Genomic DNA, 15,305 nt, shown 5'->3' on the forward strand with positions numbered 1-15,305 from the left:
ACCGACCGGACGTCCCGGAGGGCTCGCCCGATCCCGGCCCGCATGCCACGATCTGTGCATGGGTGAGGTTCTGCTCCTCTTGGTCGTCGCGCTGACCGTCGCGGCTGTGGTGTTCGGGGTGACGGTGCTCGTCTCCGGCAAGGATCCGGGCCTCACGCCGGCCGAGCCGGACGGGCGGGCCGTGCCCCTGCCCGGCAGCCGTCCGCTCGACGAGTCGGACGTGTCCGACGTCCGCTTCGACACGGCGCTGCGCGGCTACCGGATGAGCCAGGTCGACGCGGCGCTGCGCCGGGCGGCGTACGACATCGGCTACAAGACCGAGCTGATCGGCGTCCTGGAGGCGGAGAACGCGGCCCTGCGGGACGGGCGTACCGAGGACGCCGACGCGCTGCGCCGGGCGCGCGAGGAGGCCGCCGCGACCCGTCCCGAGACCGAGCAGGCACCCGACCCGTCCACCCCCGAGCCGGTGGTGATCGACCTGTCCGCGCCCGAGCCGCCGGCCCGGACCGACACCGACGGGCAGCCGGGCCGCACCGACGCCGACGGCCGGGCCGGACGCGCCCCGGCCGAGGCGGGCGTGGCGGAGGCCCCCGCCGCCGCGGCGACCGAGGACACCGTCTCCCCGGCGAACGGGATCGCGGCCGGTCCGGCCGACGACGACCGGGAGCGCGGTTCGGTGGTCCGCTCGGAGTCGGCGTGACCGGCGCCGGCCGGCCGGCCGACGACTTCGCCGAGGCGTCCCGCCGGGGTGCCGCCGAGGTCACCGCCACGGTGATCGTCGAGGCCCCGGCCGACCGGGTGTTCGCCGCGCTCACCGCGTGGGAGCGGCAGTCGGACTGGATCCCGCTGACCCGGGTGCGGGTGGTCGAGGGCGACGGCGGCGAGGGGAGCCTGGTCGAGGCGGTCACCGCACTCGGTCCGGCCGTGCTCCGCGACGAGATGCGTGTGGTCCGGGTCGACGCGCCCTACGAGGTCGGCGTGGTGCACTGCGGCAAACTGCTGCGCGGCCCCGGCGTGCTGCGCTGCACCCCGATGGACCGCGACCGCACGCAGGTGGTCTGGCACGAGTGGTTCCACCTGCCGGGCGGGGCGGCCGGCCGGGTGGCGTGGCCGGTGCTCTGGCCCGGCTCGAAGTTCAGCCTCACCCAGGCGCTGAAGAAGTTCGCCCGGCTGGTCGAGCAGGGCCGCCTGCCCTGACGGGCGGTCGTTGGCGCGGCGGGGCTGTCGGTGGCCCGGCCTATCGTGGACGCCGTGACTGACCTGGTGACCGGCGCCGACGGGCTGCCGCGCTGCGCGTGGGGGGCGAGCACCCCCGACTACGCCGTCTACCACGACGAGGAGTGGGGCCGGCCGCTGCGCGGCGACGACGCGCTCTACGAGCGGCTGACGCTGGAGGCGTTCCAGTCCGGCCTGTCCTGGCTGACCATCCTGCGCAAACGGCAGGCGTTCCGGGACGCCTTCGCCGGCTTCCGGATCGAGTCGGTGGCCCGCTACGGCGAGGCCGACGTGACCCGGCTGATGGCCGATGCGGGGATCGTCCGCAACCGGGCCAAGATCGAGGCGGCGATCGCAAACGCCCGGGCCGCGTCGGAGCTGCCCGAGGGCCTCTCCGCGCTGCTCTGGTCCTTCGCGCCCCCGCCCCGGGCCGCGCGTCCCCGGTCCTTCGCCGAGGTGCCGGCCACCAGCCCGGAGTCCGTGGCGATGGCCAAGGCGCTCAAGAAGCGGGGCTTCCGGTTCGTCGGCCCCACGACCGCCTACGCGCTGATGCAGGCCACCGGCATGGTCGACGACCACCTGGCCGACTGCCACGTGAGCGGTGACCGGGCCGGGGTGTGACGGAGCGCGCCACCTCCGGCGTGATGGGATTGGGGCATGACCGACACCGAGCCGCGTACGAGCGGGACGACAGACGGTGCGACCACGACCGGAGCCTGGGCGGTGCTGCTGCCCGCCGAGCGCTTCGAGGCCGAGCGGCTCGTGCACCACGACGCGCTGGAGCTGACCGGGCTGTCCGAGGCGGCCCGCCCCCGGCCCGGTGACCGGGTGGCAGTGCTCGTCGACGAGCCGCTGCGCCTGGTCGCGCTCGGCCGGGTCGCGCTCGCATCGTCCGAGACCCGGGAGGACCCGGACGATCCGCAGTCCGACGCGGTGGCCGGGTCGCTCGTGGTCACGTACACCCGGCGGGTGCTCGACGAGCCGGTGCCGGTCGACGGCCCGGCGCCGGACGGACCGGTCGTGGCGCTCGACCCGGCCCGCTGGCGGTCGTTGGCCGACCGGCTCGGCCCGCCGCCCGCCCGCAGCACCTGGCTGGTCAGCCTGGACCTGCCGATCGAGGCCGCGTCGCGCGCCGAGGCGGTGCGGATCTTCTGGTCCTACGTGCAGGAGCTGGGCCCGCGGGAGCTGCCGGCGTTCGTCTCGCCGTACGGCGACGAGCTGGCCATGCAGGCGTTCGTGCTCGGCGTCGAGGCCAACCAGGATCCGGAAGAGGACGACTGACCTCCGGGGCCGACCGGGGCGGTCAGCGTCCCTCGAAGACCGGCTTCTGCTTGGCGACGAACGCCGTCGTGGCGGCCCGGTGGTCGGCGGTGGCGCCGCAGATCGCCTGGGCCTGCGCCTCGGCGGCCAGCGCGTCGGCGAGCGTGCCCGCGTCGGCGATGGAGAGCTGACGCTTGATCGCCCCGTACGCGACGGTCGGGCCGGCGGCGAGCCGGGCGGCCAGTTCCTGCGCGGTCGGGAGCACCTGCTCGTCGTCGTCCACCAGCTTGGTCAGCAGGCCCAGCCGGCAGGCCTCCTCGGCGCCGACCGGCTCGGCGAGCATGAGCAGCTCGACGGCCTTGGCGTGACCGACCAGGCGGGGCAGCGTCCAGGAGGCGCCGGTGTCGGCGGCGAGGCCCACCCCGGCGAACGCCATCAGGAACCGGGTCTTCGGGCCGCCGATGCGGAAGTCGGCCAGGAACGCCAGCGAGGCGCCGGCCCCGGCGGCCATCCCGCGCACCGCGGCGACCACCGGCTTGGGCAGGTTGGCCAGCCGGGCGGCGATCGGGTTGTAGTGCGCCCGGACCGTGGCCAGCGGGTCGGCGTCCGAGGTCTCCAGCGTCCGCACGTGCTCGCGCAGGTCCTGCCCGGCGCTGAACGAGCCGCCCGCGCCAGCGAGCACGACCGCCCGGCAGGACCGGTCGGTCTCCAGCTCGGCCAGCGTGTCCCGGAGCGCCTCCTTGAGCGCCACGTCGAGCGAGTTCATCGCCGTCGGGCGGTTCAGCGTCAGGGTGACGACGGCGTCGGTGCGGTCGACGAGCAGCGGCTCGGTCACGTTCTAACGACCCTTCTGTCGGGCGAGGCGGTTGCCGGTGTCGAGGCACTGCTCGACGTACCGGTCGGCGGCCGGCCGGAGCCGGGCCGCGTGCCGGTCGAAGAAGCTGGCCGCGCTGGTGCCCGGCCAGCGCTCGGGCAGCAGTGCCGGGGGCAGTTGCGGATCCCGGAACAGGAACGTACGCCATGCGTGCACGAGCCGGAATCGGGCCGCGTACGCGTCCTCGTCGCTGCTGCGCACGGTGACGCCGGAGAGCAGCGGCTTCTGCTCGGCGACGAACCGCTCGTACGCCCGCCCGATCTCGGCCAGGTCCCAGGCGCGGCGGACCACGCCCATCGCGCCGGGGGTGCCGGCCGCGTGCGCTGCGGTGAACCGCTCGTAGCGCACGCCCGCCTCGTCGAGCAGCAGGTCGACGTCCTCACCCGGGCGGGTGGCCACCCAGGTGCAGTCGTCGAGCGTGCCGTAGCCGAGGAAGGCGAGGTTCGCGGCGAGCCGCTGCCGGTCCCGGCGGGACGAGGGCGCGGTGAGCACCAGGAGATCGAACCGTCCGTCCCAGCTGTGCCGTCCGGTCCGGTAGATCCGGGACGCCGCCTCGTCGAGTCGACGTGCCGCCTTCGGGGTGATCGAATATCCCGGTCCGGACGCCAGACGGAGCGGTTCCAGCCAGCCCTGACGGACCATCCGGGAGACCGCGGTGCGTACCGCCGGTGGGGCGATCCCGAGCGGGGCGAGCAGCTTGACCAGGGCGGCAACCGGTGCGCGGCCACCCCGGGCCCGGAGGTGGTCGCCGTACAGGTCGAAGAGTGCCGACCGTGCCTGCATGACCGCACATTGTGACAGGCCTATCCAAGATAAGCTAGATGCTGTTACATCAATGCTGCTTCGGTTTGGGTCCGGCGGTGTTCATCAGGGAAAATCGTTGGTCGAGCCTTCCGCGATGGTTGCGGATGGCGATGGCGAAGTGGCTGTGGGGCAACTCACCGACCCTGGTGTAGGTCTGAGGGGAGACAACATGGCGGCGATGAAGCCGCGGACGGGCGACGGTCCGCTGGAAGTCACCAAGGAGGGCCGGGGCATCGTCATGCGAGTCCCGCTGGAGGGTGGTGGCCGGCTCGTCGTCGAGATGACTCCCGACGAGGCCACCGCGCTCGGTGACGCGCTGAAGGCGGCCGCGGGCTGATTCGAGGAGTGTCCCGCACGGCGTCCGCCGTGCGGGCGGTTCGTCCTACCCTGAGCCACCGGCATGCCCGGTGGCTCAGGGTCTTTCCTCGACGGCTGCGTGGGGGAATGTGCCCGTTCAACCCATTTCGGAGGTACGGTCCAGCGTGCTGGTCATTCGTCTGGTGAGTGGGCCCGCAGGGCCCGACGCTCTCGTCCTGCCCGTCCGTCCCGGAGGGCCGGACTCCCCGGACTCCCTGGCCTCGCCGGACCCCACGGTCTCGCCGGCCTCCACGGCCCGCCTGGTCCCGACCGCCGTGCCGCTCGGCGACGACGTCCCTGCCGAGGCCGCAGCCGTCCTGCCCGCCACCCGGCTCACCGGCGCGGCCGGCGAGGTACGCGAGCACCTGCGTCCCGGTGGCTCCCCGGCGCGGCTGTGGCTTCTGGGCGTCGGCGAGGGCGACGAGCGCGACTGGCGCACCGCCGGAGCGGCGCTGGCCCGCGCGGCGAAGGATGAGACGCAGATCACCATCGCACTTCCCGGCGAGGCGACGGCGGCGCTGCGTGGCCTCGCCGAAGGGCTGCTGCTCGGCTCGTACCGATTCCGTCTCACCGAGGCCGGCAAGCGTCCGGTCCTGGCCGAGGTGTCGGTGCTCGTCGACGACCCGGACGCTCTCGCCGGCACGCTCGACGCCGCCCGGGCCACCGCCGAGACGACCCGGCTCGCCCGGGACCTGACCAACATGCCCTCGTCCACCAAGAACCCGGAGTGGTTCGCCGCGCAGGTGGCCGAGGCCGCGTCCGGGCGCCCCGGCCTGCACCTGCGGGTACGCGGCCCGGAGGAACTGGCGGCCGAGGGCTTCGGCGGTCTCCTCGCCGTCGGCGGCGGCTCCGCGAGCGGCCCGCGCCTGGTGGAGCTGGACTGGCGGCCCGACGGCGCGCGTACCCACGTGGTGCTCGTCGGCAAGGGCATCACGTTCGACACCGGCGGCATCTCGATCAAGCCGGTGCCGGCCATGAAGCTCATGCGCAAGGACATGGCCGGTGCCGCCGCCGTGATCGCCGCGACGCTCGGCGCCGCCGAACTGCGCCTGCCGGTCCGGGTCACCACGCTCGCCCCGCTCGCCGAGAACATGGTCAGCGGCTCGGCGTTCCGCCCCGGCGACGTGATCCGGCACTACGGCGGGCTGACGAGCGAGAGCACCAACTCCGACGCCGAGGGCCGGCTGGTGCTCGCCGACGCGCTGGCGTACGCGGTCCGCGAGCTGAAGCCCGACCTGCTGATCGACCTGGCGACGCTGACCGGCGCGAACGCCGTCGCCCTGGGCAAGCGGCACGCCGCGCTCTACAGCGAGAACGACGCGCTCGCGGCCGGCCTGCTCGACGCGATCACCGCGGCGGGTGAGCGGGCCTGGCGGATGCCGCTGGCCGACGACTACGTGGAGTACCTGGCCAGCGAGATCGCCGACCTGCACAGCTCCCCCGCGCAGGGCGCCGGTTCGGTGGTCGCCGCGCTGTTCCTGCGGGAGTTCACCGGCGACCTGCGGGACCGGTGGGCGCACCTGGACATGTCCGCGCCGTCGTGGTCCGACGACACGCACGGCGAACTGGTCAAGGGCGCCACCGGCTGGGGAGTGCGCGGGCTGCTGCGCTGGCTGGCGACGCTGGGCTGATCAGGCGTGCAGGGCACGCCTGATCAGCCTGGTCAGGCCTTGACGGCGGCGAGCAGACCGTGGCCGACCGGCAGCAGCGCGGGCACCCAGTTCTCCGACTCGCGGATCGCCTTGATCGTCTCCCGTACGGTGACCGTCTCGACGTCCCGCGCGGCCGGGTCGCCGATCCGGCCGGCCGCCAGCGCGCCGTTGAGCGCGAGCACGCCGCCGGGGCGCAGCAGCCGCAGCGCCGCGTCCACGTACGCGGCGAAGCCGGTCGCCACCGCGTCCACGAAGACCAGGTCGTAGGCACCGTCCGCGAGCCGCGGCAGCACGTCGAGCGCCCGGCCGGTGATGATCCGGGTACGCCCCGACGGGAAGCCCGCCTCCTGGAACAGCCGCCGGGCGATGCGCTGGTATTCGACCTCGACGTCGATCGTGGTGAGCACGCCGTCGGGGCGCATGCCGCGCAGCAGCCACACGCCGCTCACCCCGGTGCCGGTGCCGATCTCCACCACGGCCCGGGCGTTGCCGGCGGCGGCGAGCAGCCGCAGGGCGGCACCCGACCCGGGCGTGACCGCCTCCACCCCCACCTCGTGGGCGAGGGCGCGGGCCGTGCGCAGCACGAGATCCTCGGTGACGAAAGACTCGGCGAAGTGGAGCGCCTGGGCCGTCGAACTGCCGTGACCGGCGACCGTGGCGATGGGACACCTCCGAGGGGCGGACTGGTGCGAGGGGCGGTATGCACTGTGAGCGTAGAGGCGGGCCGGTACCGGCGCAGCCGCGAGTCCGCCGCGGAGTGCTCACGGACGGCAACCCCTGACTCCGTTCGCGTCATCCGTGTAATCCTGGATGCGTCCCGCGCGTCACTGTCGTCCGGCTCCGCCGGCCGTCGGCGCGGGGCCAGCGGGACGGAGTGGGAGGCACCGACGTGACCGACGGCTGGGACTGGCGGCGGCCCGGCGGATCGCCGGCACCGGGTGGGCCGGCGTCCGGACGACCGCCGCAGGACGCCCCGGGTCAGGCGACGTCGCCGTGGTGGTCCGACGCGCTGGCCGACCCGTGGCGGGATCCGTACGCGCCCGCCGCCGTGGTGATCCCGGCGGCGCCGGCGTCCGGTGCGGGGGAGCCGGAGCCGGTCACCGACCCGGACCTGCCGACCCGGCCGGGGCTGCGCCAGGTGGTGCTGATCTCCCTGGTCACGGCGCTGCTGGCCGGTTCTCTCGGCAGCGCCCTGACGTACGCCTTCCTGCGCGGCGGTGACGTGCCGACGATCGGTGCGCAGACCGGGCAGGCCCCGGCGCTGGCCCAGCGCAAGCCCGAGTCGCTGGCCGGGGTGGCCGAGCGGGTCCTGCCCAGCGTGGTCACCATCCGGGTGGTCAGCCTCGGCGGCACCAGCGAGGGCTCCGGCTTCGTGGTGACCAGCGAGGGTCACATCGTCACCAACGACCACGTGGTCGCCGATGGCCCCGGCAAGGCCACTGTCGTGTTCAACGACGGCAGCACCGCCGCCGGCACCGTGGTCGGGCAGGATCCGGAGTCGGACCTCGCCGTGATCAAGGTCTCGCGCAGCGGGCTGACCCCGGTGCAGTTCGGCGACTCCGACGCGCTCGCCGTCGGTGACCCGGTGCTCGCCATCGGGTCGCCGTTGTCGCTCGCCAACACCGTCACCGCCGGCATCGTGAGCGCGCTGGACCGGACGATGCAGGCCGGCGAGCCGGGCGGGCCGACCCGCTACTACGCGGCGATCCAGACCGACGCCGCTGTCAACCACGGCAACTCCGGCGGCCCGCTGGTGGACGGCGCCGGGCGGGTGGTCGGGGTGAACTCGACGATCAAGTCGCTGGTGGCCGACGGGCAGGAGGCCGGCAACATCGGTCTCGCCTTCGCCATCCCGATCAACCAGGCGAAGCGGATCACCGAGGACATCATCGGCACCGGCAAGGCCCGGCGTACGGTGATCGGCGCCCAGGTCGGCGGCACCGGCGCCACCGGCGGCGGCGTACGCCTCAACGCGGTCGAGCCGGCCGGCCCGGCGGCGGCGGCCGGACTGCGTACCGGGGACGTGGTGCTCCGGCTGGACGGCCATCCGATGACCGATCCGACCGACCTGGTGGCCCTCGTGCGCAAGTACGCGCCCGGTTCCGTGGTGACAGTCGAGTACCGGCGCGGGTCGTCGCGGCAGAACGCGTCGGTGACGCTCGCCGCGGATGCGAAGTGAGGACCCGTCACCCCCTCCCCGATGGTCACCTGACGTGCGTAGTCTTGCCCTCACACGGACGAGGAGGCCGCGGTGTTCGAGAACCTGAACTGGTGGGAGATCGGCGTCCTGCTGCTCCTGGCGCTGTTGATCTTCGGCGATCGGCTGCCCAACGTGATCAACGACGGCCTCCGGATGGTCCGCAACCTGCGCAACATGGCGCGCAACGCGACCGGTGACCTGAGCCGCGAGCTGGGTACGGACATCCAGCTGGAGGATCTGCACCCCAAGGCGTTCATCCGCAAGCACCTGCTCAGCGAGGACGACGAGCAGGCGATCCGCAAGCCGCTCCAGAGCATGTACGACAACCTGCGCTCGGACGTCACAGGCGTGCACGACGAGCTGAAGGACGTGGCAAAGGCCGCCGACCTGCGTACCCCGAGGGTCGCGACCAGCACCCCGACCCCCGCGCCCCCGGCCCCCCGCCCGTCCTACGACGACGCCACCTGACCGCGCCCCCTCCCGCGTGCGGCGGGAAGGGGCGGTGGGAAGGGAGCGGTGGGTGAGGGTCAGCGGCCGGCCGGCTTGAGGCCCAAGGGCTTGCCGAGCAGGGACTCGCGGCGGACGGCCAGGCGGTCGGCGACCTCGAACAGCGCCTTCGCGGCAGGGGCGTCCGGCTGCGCCAGCACGATCGGCTGACCGGCGTCGCCGCCCTCGCGTACCCGGGTGTCCAGCGGGATCTGCCCCAGCACCGGCACCTGCGCGCCGATCGTGCGGGTCAGCGACTCGGCCACCGCCGCGCCGCCACCGGCCCCGAAGACCTCCATCCGGGAGCCGTCCGGCATCTCCAGCCAGGACATGTTCTCGATCACGCCGACCACCCGCTGGTGGGTCTGCAGCGAGATCGCACCGGCCCGCTCGGCCACCTCGGCGGCCGCAGCCTGCGGCGTGGTGACCACAAGGATCTCCGCGTTCGGCAGCAACTGGGCCACCGAGATCGCGATGTCGCCGGTGCCCGGCGGCAGGTCGAGCAGGAGGACGTCCAGGTCACCCCAGTAGACGTCGGCGAGGAACTGCTGAAGCGCCCGGTGCAGCATCGGCCCGCGCCAGACCACAGCGGCGTTGCCGGGGGTGAACATGCCGATCGAGATGACCTTCACGCCGTGCGACTGCGGCGGCATGATCATGTCCTCGACGCGGGTCGGCGCGCCGTCGGCGCCGAGCATCCGGGGCACCGAGTGGCCGTAGATGTCCGCGTCCACCACGCCCACCGACAGGCCCCGCGAGGCCAGCGCGGCGGCCAGGTTGACTGTGACGCTGGACTTGCCGACACCGCCCTTGCCGCTGGCGACCGCGTAGACGCGGGTCCGCGAGCCCGGCTGGGCGAACGGGATCACCGGCTCGGCGGTGGCACCGCCACCGCGCAGCTTCGACTGGAGCTCCTGACGCTGCTCCGGGCTCATCACACCGAAGATGATCTCGACACCGCTCACGCCCGGTACCGCGCCGACGGCGGCGGTGATGTCACTGCGCAGCTTGTCCTTCAGCGGGCAGCCGGCCACGGTGAGCAGCAGCTCCACCCGGACCACGCCGTCCTCACCACGCTCGGCGGACTGGACCATGCCGAGTTCGGTGATCGGCCGGCGGATCTCCGGGTCGTTGACGGTGGCCAGGGCGGCCTGGATCGCGTCGGAGACGGTGCTGACGGGTGCTGACATGCCCGCAATGCTACGTCGCGGGTCATCGGCCCCCGCCGCTGGCGGGGGCGGTGTGAGCGATTCGATGACCGCTCAGCCGTCGCGCCGGCCGTCCCGCGCGTAGTCGCTGTCCAGCTCGTCCCGGGGCTCGTCCAGCGGCTCGCCGCCGCCCGTCCGCCGGCCCTCCCGCTCCTGCTGCCGCCGCTCCCGCCTGCGCCGCCGCTCGGCCGCCTCGTCCAGCTCCTCACCCAGCCGGGTCAGCTCCGAGCGCAGGAAGTCCCGGGTCGCCACGTCACCCATCGCGATTCGCAGCGCGGCGATCTCCCGGGCCAGGTACTCCGTGTCGGCCTTCTGGAGCGTGGCCCGCCGCCGGTCCTCGTCCATCGCGATCCGGTCCCGGTCCGCCTGCCGGTTCTGCGCGAGCAGGATCAACGGCGCCGCGTACGACGCCTGCAGGGAGAGGATCAAGGTCAAGAACGTGAAGGTGTACGGGTCGAAGCGCAGACTCGCCGGCGCCAGCGTGTTCCACAGGAACCAGGCCACCAGGATCAGCGTCATGTAGACGAGGAAGTTCGCCGTACCCATGCCCCGGGCGATGCCCTCGGCCCAGCGGCCGAACGTCTCCGCGTCGATCCGCGGCAGGTGCAGGCTCCGCGGGGCGCGCGGCTGGTCGAGCCGGTCGCCGCGTCGCTGGTCACTCATCGTCGCCGTCCAGGGTGCCGTCGTCGGTGGCGGACGAGGTGGGGGCCGCGTCCCGGTCCCGCCAGTCCCGCGGCAGGGAGTGGTCCAGCACGTCGTCCACTGTCACCGCGCCGACCAGCCGGTTGTTCCGGTCCACCACCGGCATGCCGACCATGTCGTACGTGGCCATCCGCCGGGTGATCTCGGGCAGCGGGGTCGACGTGCGCAGCGGGTCGATGTCGTTCACCACGATGCCGCCGAGCAGGTCGGCCGGCGGTTCGCGGAGCAACCGCTGGAAGTGCACCATACCCAGGTAGCGGCCGGTCGGCGTGGTCAGCGGGGCACGGGCCACGAAGACCTGGGCCGCCACCGCGGGGGACAGCTGCGCCTCCCTGATCCGGGCCAGCGCCTCGGCCACCGTGGCGTCCGGCGGCAGGATCACCGGCTCCGAGGTCATCACGCTGCCGGCAGTGCCGGAGGCGTAGCGCAGCAGCTGGCGTACCGGGTCGGCCTCGTCCGGCTCCATGAGGTCCAGCAGCACGTCCTGCTCCGGCGGGGGCAGCTCGTTGAGCAGGTCGGCCGCGTCGTCCGGCTCCATCTCCTCCAGCACGTCGGCGGCGCGCTGGCGGTCCAGCGCGGCCAGGATCTCCACCTGGTCGCGCTCGGGCAGCTCGCTCAGCACGTCGGCCAGGCGTTCGTCGTCGAGCGCGGCGGCCACCTCGTTGCGCCGGGCGTCGGGCAGATCCTGGAGGGCGTTCGCCAGGTCGGCCGGGCGCATGTCCTCCAGGACGGCGAGCAGGTTCGCCGTACCCCGGTTGTCGCCCACCGCGCCCAGCCCGCGGACCCGGTCCCAGTCGACCTGGTGGAGGTGGCCGCGGCGGGTGAGCCGGCCGGTGTGCTCGCGCACGGCGACGCGGCTCAGCGCCCACTCGCCGCCGCGGCTGGACTCCATCGCCACGTCCACCACCGAGCCGGCCTGCCCGCTGTCGAGCTGGACCCGGCGGTCCAGCAGCTCCTGGAGCACCAGCAGTTCGTTCGGGCGCTTCTCGAACCGGCGCAGGTTGAGCGTGCCGCTGCCGAGCACCACCGCGTCCGTGTCGATGGAGGTGATCCGGTTGATGGACAGGAAGATGCGCCGCCGCATCGGCATCTCGGCGACCAGACCGACCACCTCCGGCGGTCGCTGGGTCGCCCGCATCCGGGCCACCGCGTCGCGGACGCGGCCGACCTGGTCGCCGTTCGGGTCGAAAACGGCGACTCCGGCGAGTCGAGCGAGGTAGACCCGGTTCGGCGTGCTCACGGGCACCAGCCTAAGGGCCTACTCTCTAACAGCATGTCGACCTTGGGCTACGAGATCGTGGACGTCTTCACCGACCGCCCGTTCGCCGGCAACCCGCTGGCCGTGGTGTTCGGCGCGGAAGGGCTGGCCACCGAGCAGATGCAGGCGCTCGCGCTGGAGTTCAACCTGTCCGAGACGGTCTTCGTGCTGCCGCCGACGCAGGTGGGCGCCACCTACCGGGCCCGGATCTTCACCCCGGCCGACGAGCTGCCCTTCGCCGGGCACCCGAGCGTCGGCGCCGCGGTGACCGCGAGCCGGCGTGGCGTCTTCGGCGCGGGCCGGGTCACCCAGGAGTGCGGCGCCGGCGTCCTGCCGATCGAGGTGACAGCCACCGGCGCGACGCTCACCGGCGGCACGCCCACGCTCGGCCCGGAACTCGACCCGGAGCCGCTGCTGGAGATGGTCGGCCTCACCGGCCCCGACCACGTCGGCCCGCCACCGCGGGTCGCCGGGTGCGGCCTCGAATTCCCCTATCTTCCGGTACGCCCGGACGCGGTGGCCCGGGCACGGTTGAACACGACGGCGGCGCAGCGGTACGGAGTGGAGCACGTCAGCCTCTTCTCCTGGGAGCCCGGTTCGCAAACCGCACACGCCCGGGTCTTCGTGCCGGGGCTCGGCGTACCGGAGGACCCGGCGACCGGCTCGGCCGCCCTGGGACTGGGCGTGTGGCTGGTCGCCAGCGGCCTGCTGCCCGGCGAGGGCCGCGCGGAGTACACCGTCCGGCAGGGCATCGAGATCAACCGTCCGTCGACGCTCGCCTGCACGGTGACCGCGTCCGGCGGGCTGGCGGTGGGCGCCACCGTCTCCGGCCAGGTCATGCCGGTGGCCCGAGGCGAGATCACCGTCCCCCCGTTCATCGGCTGACCGCCCGCCCGTGGCCCTCTCCGGGGTGGGGTGGGCGGGGGATGGGGCAGGATGGCGGGGTGAGTGACGAGGTGGACGAGCGGGTGACGCCGCCGCTCGTGGACGAGGCGGTGAAGAAGGCCGCGGTCTGCTGGGTGAGCACCGCCGGCGGCCCGGCGTACGCGCTGTGGTGCCTGCCGCTGGAGGGCACCCTGCTGGTGGTCACCGGTCCCGGCGAGCAGGCCGCACCCGGGCTGGCCGACAGCGACACGGCCGACGTGACGCTGCGCGGCGACCACGGCGGGCGGATCGTCAGCTGGCCGGCGCGGGTGACCCGGCTGCAACCGGGCACCGAGGAGTGGGACACCGTCGCGCCGCTGGTCGCGGCGAAGCGGCTCAACGCCTCCGGCTCCGCCGCCGAGCTGGTGGAGCGGTGGGCGGCACAGGGGTGCGCGCTGAACCGGCTCGCGCCCGCCGGCACCGCGGTGTCCGGCGCCGACCTGCCGGACGGCTCGCTGAGCGAGCAGCCCCGACCGACCCCTGTGGTACGGGCCGTCCGCAAGCCGTTCCGCCTGCACCGCGTCCGCCGCCGCTGACCGTGCGAACCGTCGGCGGGCCGGGTCAGGCGACGGGGACCGGGTTGAGCAGGTCGAGCACGCCCCTCAGTGAGGTCAGCGACGGCCCGTCGAAACCGTGGTCGGCGTTGAGGACCACGTGGTCGGCGAGATCCGGTGCCGCCAACCGGGCGGCGCTCAGCCCCGCCCGCTCCGCACCGGTCAGCTCCTGGCTGTCGCCGTCCCCGACGTAGAGGCAGTCGGCCGGGGCCTGGCCGAGCCGGTAACACGCGGCCAGGTAGAGCGCCGGGTCCGGCTTGCAGCGTCCGAGGCGTACCGAGAAGACCTGGGCGTCGAGCAGCGGCGCGACGGCGAGCTGCGGCAGGAACGCCGGTAGTTCGTGCGTGCAGTCGCTGACCAGCCCGGTACGGACGCCCCGGTGGCGCAACGCGGCCAGCACCGGCACCGCCTCGGCGCGTAGCCGGGTGTCCGCGCGTACTGCCCGGTGCCGGGTGGCGACGGCGGCGCGCACGGTCGCGTCGGACGGGCGGACGCCGAGCCGGGCGCACACCCAGCGCATCGTCGACTCGGCGTTCCCGAAGGAGCCGCTGGCCCGTTCGTAGAAGCTGCTGTCCAGCACCTCCACCAGGGCCTCGGTGGAGCAGCCGAGCATGTCGGCGGTGGCGCGGTGGGCGGCTCCGCGCCGCACGCCATGGGTCAGGGTGCCGAAGAAGTCGAACAGCACCGCCTGGAATCCGGGCATGAGGGAACGCCTCCGGACGTCGAGGGGGGATCGCCGGGACGCGCATGATCGTAACGGAATGCTGACTTTCCGTGTCGGTCGGGTGTCCGTGTGAGGATTACCGTTCGTGCCGACCGTTCCGCATCGCCCGCCGCTCGACGCGCTGACGGTGGGCGCGCTCGCCCTGGCCGTCGCCTCGGTCTCGTCCTCGGCGCCGCTCGTGGCGTTCGCCGCCGCGTCGGCGCTGGCAGTGGCGTTCTGGCGTACCGCGTTGTCGGTGGCGGTCCTGGGCCCTGTCGCGTTGACCAGGAGGCGCGCCGAACTCCGGGCGCTGACAGTCGGGCCGGGCCGGCGCGAGGGGCTCTACTGCGTACTCTCCGGGGTCGCCCTTGCCGCCCACTTCGCCACCTGGATGCCGAGCGCGCAGCTCACCTCGGTGGCGGCCGCGACCGCGCTCGGGGCGACGCAGCCGGTGTGGCAGGGGCTGATCGCCCGCGGGCAGGGGCGGCGGCTGCCGACGGCGGTGTGGGCCGGAATCGCGGTGGCGGTGCTCGGCGCGGTGCTCGCCACCGGCGCCGACTTCGGCGTCTCCGGCCGGGCGTTCGCCGGCGACCTGCTCGCGGTGGTCGGCGGACTGTTCGCGGCCGTCTACACCGCGTTCGGCGAGCGGGCCCGGGCCAGCATCAGCACCACCACCTACACCACCGTCTGCTACGGCGTCTGCGCGGCGATCCTGCTCGTGGTGTGCCTGGTCGGCGGCGTACGCCTGCACGGCTTCGACGGCGCGACCTGGCTGGCGATCCTCGGCCTGGTGGCGGGCGCCCAGCTGCTCGGCCACTCGATGTTCAACTACGCCCTGCACCGGGTCTCCGCGACCACAGTCAGCGTGCTGATCCTGCTGGAGGCGCCCGGCGCGGCGCTCATCGGCTGGGTGTGGCTGGGGCAGTTGCCCCGGCCGCTGGCGCTGCCGGGCCTGGCGCTGCTGCTGGCCGGCGTGGCGGTGGTGGTGCTCGGCGGCGCGCGCGCCGGCCGTCGCGCCACGCCGGTCGCGGCCCCCGCCGACCCGACGCCGCTCGGCGACTGAGCCGGTCGGGGCGAAGTCGCGCCGTTCCGGCCACCGGGCCGTCCG

At 74.0% G+C, this 15,305-nt stretch carries 18 protein-coding genes; 11 read left to right on the forward strand and 7 right to left on the reverse strand.

Going from position 1 to position 15,305, the window contains the following annotated elements:
* The first annotated feature begins 58 nt into the window (after window positions 1-58).
* Genes ML5_RS04550 through ML5_RS04565 form a run of 4 tightly spaced genes read left to right on the forward strand, consistent with a single transcriptional unit; the run spans window position 59 to window position 2,496 of the window.
* A complete protein-coding gene (locus ML5_RS04550; RefSeq protein WP_013283860.1) occupies window positions 59-700 on the forward strand; it encodes a DivIVA domain-containing protein in 642 nt (213 codons plus the stop codon).
* Window positions 697-1,197, forward strand: coding sequence for an SRPBCC family protein (locus ML5_RS04555; RefSeq protein ID WP_013473889.1), 501 nt, complete (start codon window positions 697-699; stop codon window positions 1,195-1,197). The genes ML5_RS04550 and ML5_RS04555 overlap by 4 nt, the downstream gene beginning before the upstream one ends.
* Window positions 1,198-1,251: 54 nt before the next feature.
* Window positions 1,252-1,836, forward strand: a complete 585-nt coding sequence (locus ML5_RS04560; RefSeq protein ID WP_041784439.1) for a DNA-3-methyladenine glycosylase I — start codon at window positions 1,252-1,254, stop codon at window positions 1,834-1,836.
* Between the two features lie 36 nt (window positions 1,837-1,872).
* A complete protein-coding gene (locus ML5_RS04565; protein ID WP_013283863.1) occupies window positions 1,873-2,496 on the forward strand; it encodes a hypothetical protein in 624 nt (207 codons plus the stop codon).
* Window positions 2,497-2,518: 22 nt separating this feature from the next.
* On the opposite strand, the gene ML5_RS04570 is transcribed toward ML5_RS04565, so the two are convergent.
* Together ML5_RS04570 and ML5_RS04575 are read right to left on the reverse strand one after the other, a co-directional pair.
* The gene (locus tag ML5_RS04570) at window positions 2,519-3,310 is read right to left on the reverse strand and encodes an enoyl-CoA hydratase/isomerase family protein (RefSeq protein ID WP_013283864.1); all 792 of its coding nucleotides are present in this window, start codon (window positions 3,308-3,310) and stop codon (window positions 2,519-2,521) included.
* 3 nt (window positions 3,311-3,313) lie between these two features.
* Window positions 3,314-4,132, reverse strand: a complete 819-nt coding sequence (locus tag ML5_RS04575) for a PaaX family transcriptional regulator C-terminal domain-containing protein (protein ID WP_013283865.1) — start codon at window positions 4,130-4,132, stop codon at window positions 3,314-3,316.
* A gap of 190 nt (window positions 4,133-4,322) precedes the next feature.
* On the opposite strand from ML5_RS04575, the gene ML5_RS31395 reads away from it, so the two are divergent.
* Complete coding sequence (locus ML5_RS31395; protein ID WP_013283866.1) at window positions 4,323-4,490, forward strand: DUF3117 domain-containing protein; 168 nt, start codon at window positions 4,323-4,325, stop codon at window positions 4,488-4,490.
* Window positions 4,491-4,635: 145 nt separating this feature from the next.
* Complete coding sequence (locus tag ML5_RS04580; RefSeq protein ID WP_013473891.1) at window positions 4,636-6,141, forward strand: M17 family metallopeptidase; 1,506 nt, start codon at window positions 4,636-4,638, stop codon at window positions 6,139-6,141.
* A 32-nt stretch (window positions 6,142-6,173) separates the two neighbouring features.
* On the opposite strand, the gene ML5_RS04585 is transcribed toward ML5_RS04580, so the two are convergent.
* Window positions 6,174-6,824, reverse strand: coding sequence for an O-methyltransferase (locus ML5_RS04585; RefSeq protein ID WP_083395284.1), 651 nt, complete (start codon window positions 6,822-6,824; stop codon window positions 6,174-6,176).
* Window positions 6,825-7,036: 212 nt separating this feature from the next.
* Here ML5_RS04585 and ML5_RS04590 point away from each other — a divergent pair, with 212 nt between their 5' ends.
* Window positions 7,037-8,341: a S1C family serine protease gene (locus ML5_RS04590; protein WP_176739741.1), complete on the forward strand. Its 1,305-nt coding sequence runs from the start codon at window positions 7,037-7,039 to the stop codon at window positions 8,339-8,341.
* Window positions 8,342-8,413: 72 nt separating this feature from the next.
* Window positions 8,414-8,830 carry a Sec-independent protein translocase TatB gene (locus ML5_RS04595; protein WP_013283870.1) on the forward strand — a complete coding sequence of 139 codons (417 nt, stop codon included), beginning with the start codon at window positions 8,414-8,416 and terminating at the stop codon, window positions 8,828-8,830.
* 59 nt (window positions 8,831-8,889) lie between these two features.
* On the opposite strand, the gene ML5_RS04600 is transcribed toward ML5_RS04595, so the two are convergent.
* The 3 genes from ML5_RS04600 to ML5_RS04610 form a co-directional block, all read right to left on the reverse strand.
* Window positions 8,890-10,038, reverse strand: a complete 1,149-nt coding sequence (locus ML5_RS04600) for an Mrp/NBP35 family ATP-binding protein (protein ID WP_013473894.1) — start codon at window positions 10,036-10,038, stop codon at window positions 8,890-8,892.
* 72 nt (window positions 10,039-10,110) lie between these two features.
* On the reverse strand, window positions 10,111-10,719 hold the full coding sequence (locus ML5_RS04605; RefSeq protein ID WP_013283872.1) for a DUF1003 domain-containing protein: 609 nt from the start codon (window positions 10,717-10,719) through the stop codon (window positions 10,111-10,113).
* Window positions 10,712-11,998 (reverse strand): magnesium transporter MgtE N-terminal domain-containing protein, encoded by a 1,287-nt coding sequence (locus ML5_RS04610; RefSeq protein ID WP_013283873.1) that lies wholly within the window; start codon window positions 11,996-11,998, stop codon window positions 10,712-10,714. Before ML5_RS04610 ends, ML5_RS04605 begins: the two co-directional genes overlap by 8 nt.
* A 33-nt stretch (window positions 11,999-12,031) precedes the next feature.
* Here ML5_RS04610 and ML5_RS04615 point away from each other — a divergent pair, with 33 nt between their 5' ends.
* Window positions 12,032-12,901, forward strand: a complete 870-nt coding sequence (locus ML5_RS04615) for a PhzF family phenazine biosynthesis protein (protein ID WP_013473895.1) — start codon at window positions 12,032-12,034, stop codon at window positions 12,899-12,901.
* 41 nt (window positions 12,902-12,942) lie between these two features.
* The gene (locus tag ML5_RS04620; protein ID WP_176921705.1) at window positions 12,943-13,476 is read left to right on the forward strand and encodes a hypothetical protein; all 534 of its coding nucleotides are present in this window, start codon (window positions 12,943-12,945) and stop codon (window positions 13,474-13,476) included.
* A 25-nt stretch (window positions 13,477-13,501) separates the two neighbouring features.
* Here the strand turns inward: ML5_RS04620 and ML5_RS04625 are convergent, their stop codons facing one another.
* The gene (locus ML5_RS04625; RefSeq protein ID WP_013473897.1) at window positions 13,502-14,197 is read right to left on the reverse strand and encodes an HAD family hydrolase; all 696 of its coding nucleotides are present in this window, start codon (window positions 14,195-14,197) and stop codon (window positions 13,502-13,504) included.
* 106 nt (window positions 14,198-14,303) lie between these two features.
* On the opposite strand from ML5_RS04625, the gene ML5_RS04630 reads away from it, so the two are divergent.
* Window positions 14,304-15,260, forward strand: coding sequence for a DMT family transporter (locus tag ML5_RS04630; protein ID WP_013473898.1), 957 nt, complete (start codon window positions 14,304-14,306; stop codon window positions 15,258-15,260).
* The last annotated feature ends 45 nt before the right edge of the window (window positions 15,261-15,305 follow it).

Source organism: Micromonospora sp. L5 (assembly GCF_000177655.2).
Taxonomy (GTDB): domain Bacteria; phylum Actinomycetota; class Actinomycetes; order Mycobacteriales; family Micromonosporaceae; genus Micromonospora; species Micromonospora aurantiaca.

Coding starts and splice junctions, on each gene's coding strand:
- ML5_RS04550 (WP_013283860.1), top strand. CDS start 59: ATGGGTGAGGTTCTGCTCCTCTTGGTCGTCGCGCTGACCGTCGCGGCT.
- ML5_RS04565 (WP_013283863.1), top strand. CDS start 1,873: ATGACCGACACCGAGCCGCGTACGAGCGGGACGACAGACGGTGCGACC.
- ML5_RS04575 (WP_013283865.1), bottom strand. CDS start 4,132: ATGCAGGCACGGTCGGCACTCTTCGACCTGTACGGCGACCACCTCCGG.
- ML5_RS31395 (WP_013283866.1), top strand. CDS start 4,323: ATGGCGGCGATGAAGCCGCGGACGGGCGACGGTCCGCTGGAAGTCACC.
- ML5_RS04600 (WP_013473894.1), bottom strand. CDS start 10,038: ATGTCAGCACCCGTCAGCACCGTCTCCGACGCGATCCAGGCCGCCCTG.
- ML5_RS04605 (WP_013283872.1), bottom strand. CDS start 10,719: ATGAGTGACCAGCGACGCGGCGACCGGCTCGACCAGCCGCGCGCCCCG.
- ML5_RS04615 (WP_013473895.1), top strand. CDS start 12,032: ATGTCGACCTTGGGCTACGAGATCGTGGACGTCTTCACCGACCGCCCG.
- ML5_RS04620 (WP_176921705.1), top strand. CDS start 12,943: ATGGGGCAGGATGGCGGGGTGAGTGACGAGGTGGACGAGCGGGTGACG.
- ML5_RS04625 (WP_013473897.1), bottom strand. CDS start 14,197: ATGCCCGGATTCCAGGCGGTGCTGTTCGACTTCTTCGGCACCCTGACC.